Below are 11,825 nucleotides of genomic sequence, written 5' to 3' on the forward strand. Positions count from 1 at the left end.
CTTTTCTGAGGCCCCCTCCTGATGCTCGCCCGCCCAATCTTTAGATTTTCTTGCATTGAAGGGCGGCAATGAGCGTGTCGGCCGAAACCGGCACGACGCGGCCCGACCGTGTCCGGTCAACCCGCACCCTGACCGTGACCGGGCTCAACCACGCCCTCCACGACGGCTACACCGACGTCATCTACGTGCTGCTGCCGATCTGGCAGGCCGAATTTGCGCTGAGCTACGGGCTGCTGGCGCTGCTGCGCGGGCTCTATGCCGGCGCCATGGCCGGGCTGCAGATTCCGGTCGGACGCATCGCGGAGCGGATCGACGGCAAGGTGATCCTGATCGCGGGCACGGCGCTGTCGGCAGTCGGCTACGCGTTTGCTGGATTCTCGGGCGGCGTAATTGGCCTCGGCCTAGCGCTCGCGCTCTCCGGCGCGGGGTCGAGCACGCAGCATCCGATCGCGTCCGCCGCGGTGTCGCGCGCCTACGGCACGGCGGCGCGCGGGCCGCTCGGAATCTACAATTTCTCGGGCGATCTCGGCAAGGCGGCGATCCCGGCCCTGACCTCGATCCTGCTGGTGATCATGTCGTGGCGGCACACGCTGCTCGTGCTCGCTCTCGCAGGCTTGCTCGTCGCGGTCTGCATTGCGCTCTGGATGCCGGCCGTCGGCAGGGGCGCCGAGCAAAAGGCGGCATCAGCATCGCGCGGCGCCAGCACAGGCGGCGGCTTTCGCTGGCTGCTCGCGATCGGAATTCTCGACACCGCGGTCAGGATGGGCTTTCTCACCTTCCTGCCGTTCCTGTTGCGCGACAAGGGCGCCTCGCTGCCGACCAACGGCCTTGCGCTGGCGCTGGTCTTCATCGGCGGCGCGGCGGGAAAATTCACCTGCGGATGGCTCGGCGCGCGGGTCGGGACGCTGCGCACGGTGCTGATCACCGAAGGTGGTACGGCGGCGCTGATCGTGGCCGTGCTGGTGTTGCCGCTGGCGTCGGCCATCGTGCTGCTGCCGCTGCTCGGCGTGATGCTCAACGGCACCTCCTCGGTGCTCTACGGCACAGTGCCCGAGCTCACGCCGGCACACCAGACCGAGCGCGCTTTCGCGCTGTTCTACACGGGCACCATCGGATCGGGCGCCGTCGCGCCTGTTATCTACGGCCTGCTTGGCGACGCGCTCGGCCCGTCGCTCGCCACCGCTGCGACCGCGCTCACGGCGCTGGCGATCTGTCCGCTCGCGGTGGCCCTCGCGCGACATCTCGTTGACGATCCGAAGGCGGCGTTACCATAACGTGGGTTAGCCCGTAGCCCGGATGAAGCGCAGCGCAATCCGGGGCCGCTCGTCATTGCTTGCACGATTCCCGGATTGCGCTTCGCTCCATCCGGGCTACCTAAGCAATGGTCTCACGGAGCATCCCAATGACAAGCACGCACAAGGCCTGGCGGCTGCACGCCCACAACGATCTGCGCTTCGAGGATGTTACGACGCCGATGCCCGCGCCCGATGGCGTCGTGGTGCGGATCGAGGCCGGCATGGTGCTGTCCTACACCAACAAGCTGCTGTCCGGCGCGCTGCCCTACAGCCTGCCGCCGATGCCGTTCGTGCCGGGCACCAACGCGATCGCGCGCGTCGTCGCCACCGGCGACAACGTCACGCATGTGCAAAGCGGCGACCGCGTATTTCTCAGCCCGCATCTGCGCGGCGACGTGCCGGATCGCGATCCGCCGCAGATCCTGATCGGCCTCACCGCCACGGTGACGACGCCGGAGGCGTTCGCGTTGCAGGCGCGCTGGCGCGACGGCGTGTTCGCGGAGATCGCACACTGGCCGGCCGCCTGCGTCACACCGCTCGCCAATCTCGACGACAAGCCGGCGACCGAACTGATCGGGCTCGCAAAACTGATCGTGCCGTTCGGCGGCTTGCAGCGCTCCGGCCTGCGCGGCGGGCAGACCATCATCGTCAACGGCGCGACCGGCTATTTCGGTTCGGGCGGCGTGATGCTCGCGGTCGCGATGGGCGCGGGCCGCGTCGTCGCCGTCGGCCGCAAGGAGGCCGCGCTCCAGCAGTTGCGCGACGCGTTCGGCCCGCGCGTCATTCCCGCCGTCGTCAGCGGCGATGCCGCAGCCGACCTTGCGGTCATCCGCCGCGCCGCTGGCGGCAGCGCCGATGTCGCGCTCGATTTGCTCGGCGCCGCCAAGAGCACGTCGACCACACTGTCCTCTCTGCGCGCGCTCAGGCGTGGCGGCCGGATGGTGCTGATGGGCAGCGCCGAGGTGCCGCTCGAACTCTCGTTCCGCGAGATGCTGGCGAATGACTGGGAGGTGGTCGGGCAATTCATGTACGACCGCACGGCACCAGGCCAGCTCGCCGGCCTCGCCGCCGAAGGCCTGCTTGATCTGCGCAAGATCAATGTCGCGAGCTTCGGACTCGCCGACTGCCGCCGCGCGGTGGACGCGGCCGCGATGATGCAGAGCCTCGACCTCACGGCCGTGGTGCCGTAACCAGAGGCCATGACATCGCAAGAGACACCAGCCCAGTCGACACCGTGGCGCGCCACCGTGCTGACCCTGTTCCCGGACATGTTTCCGGGGCCGCTCGGCGTCAGCCTCGCCGGCAAGGCGCTGGCTGGCGGGCTCTGGGCGCTGGAAGCGCGCGACATCCGGACCTCGGCGACCGACAAGCACCGCAGCGTCGACGACACGCCGGCGGGCGGCGGTCCGGGCATGGTGCTGCGGGCCGATGTCCTGGCGGCGGCGATCGACGCCGCCGATATCGCGCCTGACCGTCCGCGCCTCTTGATGAGCCCGCGCGGTCGGCCATTGACCCAGACCCAGGTCGCGGCACTGGCGGCCGGGCCCGGCCCCCTGATCGTCTGCGGCCGCTTCGAGGGCATCGACCAGCGGGTGATCGAGGCCCGGGACCTCGAGGAGGTCTCGATCGGCGATTTTGTGCTGTCCGGCGGCGAAATCGCCGCGATGGCCCTGATCGACGCCTGCGTCCGCCTGTTGCCGGGGGTGATGGGCAAGCAGGCCTCGGGAACCGAGGAAAGCTTTTCCGAAGGACTACTGGAATACCCCCAATACACCCGCCCGCAGGAGTTCGAGGGCCGGCCAATCCCGGAAATCCTGATTTCCGGCGATCACGCCAAGGTCGCGGCCTGGCGGCTGGCCCAGTCCGAGGCCCTGACGGCGGCCCGGCGGCCTGATCTCTGGGCCCGCAAGGCCGGCCAAAAAGCCGCTCGGCGAGGGACAAAAAACAAGACAGACGGGTGACAAACCCTGCGCTTTGCCTTATACGGGCGGCCAAATCCGCACCCGCGCAGGATAGATGGACGTTTGCGCAGCCCGCGAAAGGCTGGGCGCGCCGCCGATGGAGATTTCAATGAACCTTATTCAGCAGCTCGAAAAAGAGCAGTTCGACAAGCTCGCCGCCACCAAGGATATCCCGGAATTCGGACCCGGCGACACCGTCATCGTCAACGTGAAGGTGGTCGAAGGCGAGCGTACCCGCGTGCAGGCCTATGAGGGCGTTTGCATCGGTCGTTCCGGTCAGGGCCTCAACGAGAGCTTCACCGTGCGCAAGATCTCCTACGGCGAAGGCGTCGAGCGCGTCTTCCCGGTGATGTCGCCGATGATCGACTCGATCAAGGTCGTGCGTCGCGGCAAGGTTCGTCGCGCCAAGCTTTATTATCTGCGCAACCTGCGCGGCAAGTCGGCCCGCATCGTCGAGAAGCAGGACCGCCAGACCGCCGTCGGCGAGTAACGTTTCCCTCAGGGGATGTGACCGAAAGCGCGGGGCCTGCCCCGCGCTTTTTTGTTGCGGCATACCTATCTGACGTGCAGGCCCGCGCATGGATCGATTGTCGTGGGCGCGAGCCCTGTGTTAGAAATTTAGAATGGTTCCGGATCGAGCAAGCCAGCCCTGCCAGCGCGTCGTGATCGACGATCGCTCGCGGCTGCCCGGCCGCTTCTTCGGGCGCTTTGCGACGTCGGCAACATCAGAGCTTAGACGCGCAGCGTAACGCTGCCTCGACGCTTTCGCCTGTCCGCGCGCTTAAGACGCGCTCATGCCATTCCAACACTAAATTTCTTCTGGAGCTGAAGCTCATGTCCAAACCGACAACGCTGTACGACAAGATCTGGAACGACCATCTGGTCCACGAGGCCGACGACGGCACCTGCCTGCTCTATATCGATCGCCACCTGGTGCACGAGGTGACCTCGCCGCAGGCGTTCGAAGGGCTGCGCGCCGCCGGCCGCAAGGTGCACGCGCCCGAGAAGACACTCGCCGTCGTCGACCATAACATCCCGACCACCGACCGCTCGAAGCCGAACCCCGATCCTGAAAGCATCGAGCAGATGCGGGTGATGGCGGAGAACGCCAAGGAATTCGGCATCGAGTATTACAACGAGTTCGACAAGCGTCAGGGCATCGTTCACGTCATCGGCCCGGAGCAGGGTTTTACGCTGCCCGGCACCACCATCGTCTGCGGTGACAGCCACACCTCGACGCATGGCGCGTTCGGCGCGCTCGCGCACGGCATCGGCACCTCCGAGGTCGAGCATGTGCTGGCGACGCAGACCCTGATCCAGAAGAAGGCCAAGAACATGCGCGCGATCGTCGACGGCAAGTTGCCCGAAGGCGTGACCGGCAAGGACATCATCCTGGCGATCATCGGCGAGATCGGCACCGCCGGCGGCACCGGCTATGTGCTGGAATATGCCGGCGAGGCGATCCGTGCGCTCTCGATGGAAGGCCGCATGACAGTCTGCAACATGTCGATCGAAGGCGGCGCGCGCGCCGGCCTGGTTGCGCCCGACCAGAAGGCGTTCGACTTCCTGCGCGGCCGCCCGAAGGCGCCGAAGGGCGCCGCCTGGGACGCCGCGATGCGCTACTGGGAGACGCTGCGCTCCGACGAGGGCGCGCATTTCGACCACGAGATCCGGCTCGATGCGGCCAAGCTGCCGCCGATCGTCACCTGGGGCACGAGCCCTGAGGACGTCATCTCGGTGACCGGCTTCGTACCCGATCCCGACAAGATCGCCGATGAGGCCAAGCGCATCTCCAAGCATCGCGCGCTGAAATATATGGGCCTGTCCGCCGGTACGAAGATCACCGACATCAAGCTCGACCGCGTCTTCATCGGCTCCTGCACCAACGGCCGCATCGAGGATCTGCGTGCCGCTGCGAAGATCGCCGAGGGCAAGACCGTCAACGCCAACGTCAACGCGATGATCGTGCCGGGCTCGGGCATCGTGAAGGAGCAGGCGGAAGCCGAAGGCCTCGACAAGATCTTCATTGCGGCCGGCTTCGACTGGCGCGAGCCGGGCTGCTCAATGTGCCTTGCGATGAACCCGGACAAGCTGAAGCCGGAAGAGCGCTGCGCCTCGACCTCGAACCGCAACTTCGAGGGCCGCCAGGGCTTCAAGGGCCGCACCCATCTGGTGTCGCCCGCGATGGCCGCGGCCGCCGCGATCGCCGGACACTTCGTCGACGTCCGCGACTGGCGCTAAGGCAAGCGTCAGATTTTTTTTGACGCGTTTTCTTCACGCGAACCGGGACACTTCGCTCGAAAACGCTATTGCTTCGTCTCAAGCTCGAGCCGTTTCGGAAACGGCTCGTTAACGGGGCGCACGCACACTACCTCCTTGCGAAAACAAGCCTTCGCAAGGAGCGCGTGCCGTGGCCGATAAACCCGAATTCGTCGACATGATCAGCGACGCGACGCGCCAGAAGCGCCGTCGTGCCGTGGCGCGCATCATCGATCCGCTTCCCGAGGTGAAGGAAACCTCACGCCTCAGCCACTGGCCGCCGGAGCGCTGGACGCAATGGCGGATGGAAAACCTGACGCCGTGGAAGATAAAGTCCTGGAAGCTGAAGAACTGGGACTAACGCCCCTTTCTTGACGCGTTTTCTTCACGCGAAGCGGCGCTCGAACACGCTCCAGCGCGCAAAGAAAGGGACCCAACAAGACGGGCGCCGGAGGCGCCCGCTGTCATTTCAAACTTTACCAATAGACCCGGTACGGCCGCCAGTAGTGGCGGTGGTGCCACCACGGCCGGCAGATCCGGCGCGGTCCGTAATAGGTCCAGACCACCCGGCAGCGGCGGTGATGGTAGTAGGCCGGGTAATAGTAGGACGATCCGTAGAAGAAACGCCGGTGATGGAAGTGTCGGCGGTAATAGGGCCGATAGCCGTAGCGATAACCGCCGCCGTAGAAGCGGTGGTAGCCACCATAATGGCGATGGAAGCCGCCATAGCGATAGCCGCCATGGAACGCCGGCGCGGCGCGGAAGCCGCCACCACGGAAGCCGCGGCCGTGAAATCCGCCGCCGTGGAATCCACCACCGCGGAAGCCGCCACCATGAAAACCTCCGCCGCCGTGGCCGCCACCGCCGTGCCGGACCTGGGTCGTCATGGCATCGGCCGCAGACCTTGCCGCGGGCGCGGCGGCCGGGCTCGCCAGCGACAGCGCTTCGGCGCGCTGCTGCGAAGCAACCGACAATGCGAAGACAGCGGCCGCCGCAACGCCGAGACGGCGCACCAATCCGCGCCGCAAATAGCTCTCCCTCATCTCTGAACCTCCCTGACAACGGCAACGAGCACCAAGCTGCATGGCAGCCGGTTTCATTGCGTTCATTGCAGTCGCTCCCGGCATGACGCTAGAAATCGCTGAGTGAATGCGCCATGAACGCGCAAAACGCTGCGGCGAAACGTCCGGGAGAAACGTCAGTGACTGTCTATGTGATCGTGCAACTCAAGATGACCGATCGCGCCGCCTATGATCGGTATCAAGCGCGCTTCTTCGACGTATTCAGGAAATTCGACGGACGCCTGCTGTCGGCCGACGAACAGCCCGCGGTGATCGAGGGCAGCTGGGATCGCGACAAGCTGGTGCTGATGTCATTCCCTGACGAAGCCGCATTCCGTGCCTGGTCGGAGTCGCCCGAATATGTCGAGATCTCCAGGGATCGCAAGGCGGGTGCGCAGGGCATTGTGCTGCTGGCGAAGGGCTTCGCGCCCTGAGACGGATGGAGCAGCTCCGATCGGAGCTGCTCTCTTGTTGCACGGCTGATGTCGCGCACGGCGCGACTGCGTGCATCACCAGAACGGGCCGAACCCGAAGCCGAAGGTGAATGGCGCCGGCGCAGCATAGGGGTACGGCCGATAGTAATAGGGCCGCCCGTAATAATAGGAGCCGTACGGCCGATAATAGGAATAGGGCCGGTAGTACGGCCGGTAATAAGGACGGTAGCCGTAGTGATAGTGGCGACGATGGTAATGATGATGGCGCTGCGCGCTGATATCCGTTGCCTTGCCTGCTTGCCGCTGCGGTGCCGCGGCCTGCGGCTTGGCTGATGCCGCGGCGGTTGCCGATGCCGGCGCCGTCAACGCGAACGCACACGCGACAGCCGCAACACCGATCCATCTCATCATGATCAACTCCTGCAGATTGCGATTGATATCATCTCGCGTGGGCGAATCTGCCGGTTTGATGGCTGAGAACGACAACAGGCCCGCTGCTCACGGGCCTGTGTCTCATCTGCGCTGATACGCCGCGCGATCAACGGCGCCAGTGGCGACGATGCCCCCAGCCGCGGTGATGTCCGCGATGCCAGCCACGATGCCAGCCGCGCCCACCCCAGCGTACCTGCGTGGTCGCCTGGTTCGCGTTGTCCTGAACCGTGGCGGCTGTGCCCGGCGTGGCGAGCGACATCGCGCTTGCACGCTCGGCCGGCGCCGCCAACACCAACACGGCACCGACAGCCGCGAGCCCCAGAACCTTCATCGCCTTCATGAATTGTCTCCTGATCCCTTGAAGTCACGTCTTGCAACGACGACTCGAACTTCTGCTTGACGCGTTTTCCTCACGCGAACCGGTGTCCATCCCGCATCACGTGCGGGACAGGCTCCGCTGGAAACGCCTGGGCTTTCGAATCGACGCCGTTGCCGCGACGCAGATCGCTAGCAGAATGCGGACGACGTGAATGGGAAGTGAATGACTGCGCCACGAACATGAATGCTGCCGGCGCAATCAGGTTCCAGCACTGCGCGCGATTTTTCGCGTTCGTGTGCAAACGACATAGACGATGGTCGTATCTCGCGTTCTGTCCGTTGCGGGATTGCCATGACACAAACGCGCACGCAGGTGGCTGCTTCGAACAGCCCTCGCGGCGCTCTGCGGTTCCATCATGCTCGGCGATGTCGCGCTCGCCTCGCAAGGACCGGGCGACGACATCGGCACCGCGAGCCATCGCACGCAGATGCTGATGGCGGCGGCGGTCTATGGGGCGACAGGTTTGATCGCGGCTGTTGCGATGATCGGCGCAACGCGCCGACATACGCGTAACTAGCCCGGCCGCCAGAAGCAGTTCATGCGCGGCGTGATCACGGTACCGCTCGGCCGGTGCTCCTGCACATAGGTCGCGGTGCAGTCGCGCACGGCGTTCGGACCGGGGTTGTAGCGCGGGATGACATCGGGTTCCCAATGATCGGGCCGGGACCGGTAGATCGGCACGCGCTTCAGCCGGCGGCGCTCGACGACGCGCGTGCGCGCGACCGGTGCCGCCTCGCCGACGCGCGCCTCAGCCGCCGCGCTCTGTGCCTGCGCCTTTGTCGCCGGGAGCGAGAGCCCGACTGCTACAGCCAACAGCGCTGTCGCCACGATCCGTTTCATTACGCCCACCCAAGCTCGATTCTTGAGCCCCATTCGTGGGCGGCACGGTCTCCCATTGCGCCGCCAAGGTCAACTGCGCTGGCGCCGCCGATAGCACTCGCGCTAAAGGAGTGTCATGTGGACCACAGAAAAAGCCCCCTCGCTGGCCGAGATGGAGGCCATGGCGCACGAGGTTTTCGAGCGCCTGCCCAAGACGTTCCGGGCCCTCTGCGAGGGCCTGATCATCCGCGTCGACGACTTTCCGACCGACGAGGTGCTCGACGAGATGCAGGCCGAGAGCGAGTTCGACCTGCTCGGCCTGTTTCAGGGCATCGGCCTGCCGCAGCAGAGCCATAGCGACGTGGCCCGGCTGCCCAACCTGGTCTGGCTGTACCGCCGGCCGATCCTGGATTACTGGGCGGAGCACGACGAGACCCTCGGCCACATCGTTCGCCACGTGCTGATCCATGAGATCGGGCACCATTTCGGCCTCTCCGACGCCGATATGGAGGCGATTGAGGCCGATGCGGGCTAGCCCTGCAGAAATGGCCCTTTTACCGCTGTCACATTCGCGATAAACATCCGGCAGATATCCGCTATTTTTTGCCCGGGAAGAGCACCGATGGACAAGTTCACCACGCTGGAAGGCGTCGCGGCGCCGCTGAAGATCATCAATGTCGACACCGACATGATCATTCCGAAGCAGTACCTCAAGACCATCAAGCGCACCGGCCTTGGCAAGGGGCTTTTCTCCGAGCAGCGCTACAAGGATGACGGCAGCGAGAACCCGGATTTCGTCCTCAACCAGCCCGCCTATCGCAACGCGAAGGTGCTGGTCGCCGGCGACAATTTCGGCTGCGGCTCGAGCCGCGAGCACGCGCCCTGGGCACTGCTCGACTTCGGCATCCGCTGCGTGATCTCGACCTCGTTTGGCGACATCTTCTACAACAACTGCTTCAAGAACGGCATCCTGCCGATCCGCGTGTCGCAGGAGGACCTCGACAAGCTGTTCGACGACGCCGAGCGCGGCGCCAACGCGACGCTGACCATCGACCTCCCCAACCAGGAGATCCGCGGTCCCGACGGCGGTAAGGTCAAGTTCGAGATCGACCCGTTCCGCAAGCACTGCCTGATCAACGGCCTCGACGACATCGGCCTGACGATGGAAAAGAAATCGTCGATCGACAGCTACGAGACCAAGCTTAGGGAACGCGCCTGGGCTTGAGGCTCAGCCCATCATCGTGCCCCGGTGCCGTCAGGCGCCGGGGCTTTTCTTTGCCGAATTCGCTCGCCGCAAACCCGCCGATAGCTGACGCGCATGCTGCCTGACATCGTCACCTTCTGGCACGGCTCGATGGACGCGCTGCGCCAGACCTGCCTGCGCTCGCAGGCGGCGGCGGGGCACAAGGTCACCGTCTACAGTTTCGATCCGATTCCCGGCCTGCCCGACGGTATCGGCAATGCCGAAGCCGAAGCCGTGCTGCCGCATTCGTTCGCGGAGAAGCTGCGCCCGGCGGAGCCCGACGGCTCGTGGCGCGACTGGACCATGCTGCAGTTCAGCGACTTCTTCCGCATGCGGCTGATGGCGCGGCGCGCCGGTCTCTGGCTCGACGCTGACGTGCTGCTGCTGAAGGGCGTCGAGCTCGATCCGGCCAAGCCCTATTTTGCCTGGGAGCGGCCGCGGCAGCTCGGCAACTCCGTGCTGTATCTGCCGCCCGACGATCCGATCGTGCGCGCCTTCGATGCGCTGATGCAGCAGGACGAGCTGATCCCGGACTGGCTGGCGCTGCGCCATCGCCTGACCTTTGCGATGCGCCGGCTGCGCGGCAAGTCCAATCGCCTCGCCGACATCCGTGTCGCGATCTACGGCCCGGCGGCGCTCACCGCGCTGGCGCGCCGCGCAGGCGAATTGCAGCACGCGCTGCCGAAGCGATCATTCTACGCCGTGCACGCCGAGCCGAGACTGTTCTTCGAGCCATCGGATTTTTCGAAGTACCTGAACGATCCCGGGATCATCGGCCTGCACATCTCGCCGAAGGGACGCGGCAAGGAGGCGCCGATCCCGGGCAGCCTCTACGCGTGGGCGGCGGAGAGGTTTGGAGCGTAACGCAAACACCGCTGCACCCTCTCCCCTTGTGGGAGAGGGTGGCTTCGCGAAGCGAAGCCGGATGAGGGGTTCTCTCCCCACGGGAGAATCCCAGAAGCGGAGACAACCCCTCATCCGGCGCTTCGCTGGGCTAATGCCCCATCGCGGCGATCGCATCGGCGATCGCGATGGTGCGCCTGGCCATCTCGGCGTGCAGGCGCTCGACCATGCGGCCGTCGAGCTGGATCGCGCCGCGCGAGGCGTTCTCCGGCTTCTCGAAGGCGGCAATGATCTTGCGCGCCTCGGCGACCTCGGCCTCCGGCGGCGTGAAGATCGCGTTGCAGGCATCGATGTGGCTCGGATGGATCAGCGTCTTGCCGTCGAAGCCGAGATCGCGGCCCTGCGCGCATTCCTCCGCGAAGCCGTCGACATTGCTGATGTCGCTATAGGGCCCGTCGAGGATCTCGAGCCCGTGCGCGCGGGTCGCCAGGATGCAATGCGTGATCATCGGAATCATCGCCGCGCGGCCCGGCTTCATCCGGATCCGGGTTTCGCGGGCAATGTCGTTCGGCCCGAACACGAAGCCGGCGAGCCGGGTTTCGGAATCCTTCGATGCCGCGGCCAGCTTGTCGGCGTCGAGCACCGCGCGCGCGGTTTCGATCATCGCCCAGACCCGGATCGAGGCAGGCGCACTGATGTCGCTGAGGCGATCGGCGACGGCGTTGAGATCGTCGACGGTCGAGATCTTGGGAACCAGGATCCCGTCCGGCTGCGACTTGCCGGCCATGCCGATGTCGTCGACCCACCAGGGCGTGTCGAGCGCGTTGATGCGGATCAGAACCTCGCGCTTGCCAAAGCCCTTGGCCGCGACCGCCTTGGCGATCTGCTCCCGCGCCGTGGCCTTGGCGTCAGGGGCGACCGCATCCTCAAGGTCGAGGATAATGCCGTCCGCCGGCAGCGTCCGGGCCTTTTCCAGCGCCCGTGCATTCGATCCCGGCATGAACAACAAGCTGCGGCGCGGACGGATCATCGACATTCTCCTGGGGGCTCGGGCTCCGCCGGTGTCCATTGTTTGGGCATCGGGCGGGAACCATTCTTC

The 11,825-nt window shown here is 65.6% G+C and carries 16 protein-coding genes; 11 read left to right on the forward strand and 5 right to left on the reverse strand.

The window, feature by feature from the left end:
- Positions 1 to 68 precede the first annotated feature (68 nt).
- From J2R78_RS15785 to J2R78_RS15810, 6 genes are all read left to right on the forward strand, one after another.
- Positions 69 to 1,274 (forward strand): MFS transporter, encoded by a 1,206-nt coding sequence (locus J2R78_RS15785; RefSeq protein WP_253605491.1) that lies wholly within the window; start codon positions 69 to 71, stop codon positions 1,272 to 1,274.
- A gap of 128 nt (positions 1,275 to 1,402) precedes the next feature.
- Positions 1,403 to 2,485, forward strand: coding sequence for a zinc-binding alcohol dehydrogenase family protein (locus tag J2R78_RS15790; protein ID WP_253605493.1), 1,083 nt, complete (start codon positions 1,403 to 1,405; stop codon positions 2,483 to 2,485).
- A gap of 9 nt (positions 2,486 to 2,494) precedes the next feature.
- Entirely contained in the window at positions 2,495 to 3,256 is a 762-nt protein-coding gene (trmD, locus tag J2R78_RS15795; RefSeq protein WP_253605495.1) for a tRNA (guanosine(37)-N1)-methyltransferase TrmD, read from the forward strand.
- Between the two features lie 109 nt (positions 3,257 to 3,365).
- Positions 3,366 to 3,746: a 50S ribosomal protein L19 gene (gene rplS, locus J2R78_RS15800; RefSeq protein ID WP_018269387.1), complete on the forward strand. Its 381-nt coding sequence runs from the start codon at positions 3,366 to 3,368 to the stop codon at positions 3,744 to 3,746.
- Positions 3,747 to 4,090: 344 nt separating this feature from the next.
- Entirely contained in the window at positions 4,091 to 5,497 is a 1,407-nt protein-coding gene (leuC, locus tag J2R78_RS15805; RefSeq protein ID WP_038387216.1) for a 3-isopropylmalate dehydratase large subunit, read from the forward strand.
- A 169-nt stretch (positions 5,498 to 5,666) separates the two neighbouring features.
- The gene (locus tag J2R78_RS15810; RefSeq protein WP_016847629.1) at positions 5,667 to 5,876 is read left to right on the forward strand and encodes a hypothetical protein; all 210 of its coding nucleotides are present in this window, start codon (positions 5,667 to 5,669) and stop codon (positions 5,874 to 5,876) included.
- 115 nt (positions 5,877 to 5,991) lie between these two features.
- Here the strand turns inward: J2R78_RS15810 and J2R78_RS15815 are convergent, their stop codons facing one another.
- Positions 5,992 to 6,558 (reverse strand): hypothetical protein, encoded by a 567-nt coding sequence (locus J2R78_RS15815; RefSeq protein WP_076834658.1) that lies wholly within the window; start codon positions 6,556 to 6,558, stop codon positions 5,992 to 5,994.
- A 158-nt stretch (positions 6,559 to 6,716) separates the two neighbouring features.
- Between J2R78_RS15815 and J2R78_RS15820 the strand changes: the two genes are divergently transcribed.
- On the forward strand, positions 6,717 to 7,010 hold the full coding sequence (locus J2R78_RS15820) for a DUF1330 domain-containing protein (protein ID WP_253605496.1): 294 nt from the start codon (positions 6,717 to 6,719) through the stop codon (positions 7,008 to 7,010).
- Between the two features lie 75 nt (positions 7,011 to 7,085).
- Here the strand turns inward: J2R78_RS15820 and J2R78_RS15825 are convergent, their stop codons facing one another.
- Together J2R78_RS15825 and J2R78_RS15830 are read right to left on the reverse strand one after the other, a co-directional pair.
- The gene (locus J2R78_RS15825) at positions 7,086 to 7,421 is read right to left on the reverse strand and encodes a hypothetical protein (RefSeq protein WP_253605498.1); all 336 of its coding nucleotides are present in this window, start codon (positions 7,419 to 7,421) and stop codon (positions 7,086 to 7,088) included.
- 127 nt (positions 7,422 to 7,548) lie between these two features.
- On the reverse strand, positions 7,549 to 7,782 hold the full coding sequence (locus tag J2R78_RS15830; protein ID WP_057020951.1) for a hypothetical protein: 234 nt from the start codon (positions 7,780 to 7,782) through the stop codon (positions 7,549 to 7,551).
- Positions 7,783 to 8,176: 394 nt separating this feature from the next.
- Between J2R78_RS15830 and J2R78_RS15835 the strand changes: the two genes are divergently transcribed.
- On the forward strand, positions 8,177 to 8,338 hold the full coding sequence (locus tag J2R78_RS15835) for a hypothetical protein (protein WP_253605500.1): 162 nt from the start codon (positions 8,177 to 8,179) through the stop codon (positions 8,336 to 8,338).
- On the opposite strand, the gene J2R78_RS15840 is transcribed toward J2R78_RS15835, so the two are convergent.
- On the reverse strand, positions 8,335 to 8,661 hold the full coding sequence (locus tag J2R78_RS15840; RefSeq protein WP_057020952.1) for a hypothetical protein: 327 nt from the start codon (positions 8,659 to 8,661) through the stop codon (positions 8,335 to 8,337). The genes J2R78_RS15835 and J2R78_RS15840 overlap by 4 nt on opposite strands.
- Before the next feature lie 115 nt (positions 8,662 to 8,776).
- Between J2R78_RS15840 and J2R78_RS15845 the strand changes: the two genes are divergently transcribed.
- From J2R78_RS15845 to J2R78_RS15855, 3 genes are all read left to right on the forward strand, one after another.
- On the forward strand, positions 8,777 to 9,175 hold the full coding sequence (locus J2R78_RS15845; RefSeq protein WP_016847635.1) for a metallopeptidase family protein: 399 nt from the start codon (positions 8,777 to 8,779) through the stop codon (positions 9,173 to 9,175).
- An 87-nt stretch (positions 9,176 to 9,262) separates the two neighbouring features.
- Positions 9,263 to 9,865 carry a 3-isopropylmalate dehydratase small subunit gene (gene leuD / locus J2R78_RS15850; protein WP_028336269.1) on the forward strand — a complete coding sequence of 201 codons (603 nt, stop codon included), beginning with the start codon at positions 9,263 to 9,265 and terminating at the stop codon, positions 9,863 to 9,865.
- A 93-nt stretch (positions 9,866 to 9,958) separates the two neighbouring features.
- Positions 9,959 to 10,747: a hypothetical protein gene (locus J2R78_RS15855; RefSeq protein ID WP_253605501.1), complete on the forward strand. Its 789-nt coding sequence runs from the start codon at positions 9,959 to 9,961 to the stop codon at positions 10,745 to 10,747.
- 130 nt (positions 10,748 to 10,877) lie between these two features.
- Here J2R78_RS15855 and J2R78_RS15860 read toward each other — a convergent pair whose 3' ends face one another.
- Positions 10,878 to 11,756 carry a CoA ester lyase gene (locus J2R78_RS15860; protein ID WP_253605503.1) on the reverse strand — a complete coding sequence of 293 codons (879 nt, stop codon included), beginning with the start codon at positions 11,754 to 11,756 and terminating at the stop codon, positions 10,878 to 10,880.
- Positions 11,757 to 11,825: the final 69 nt, after the last annotated feature.

The organism is Bradyrhizobium sp. USDA 4538 (assembly GCF_024171045.1).
GTDB lineage: Bacteria > Pseudomonadota > Alphaproteobacteria > Rhizobiales > Xanthobacteraceae > Bradyrhizobium > Bradyrhizobium australafricanum.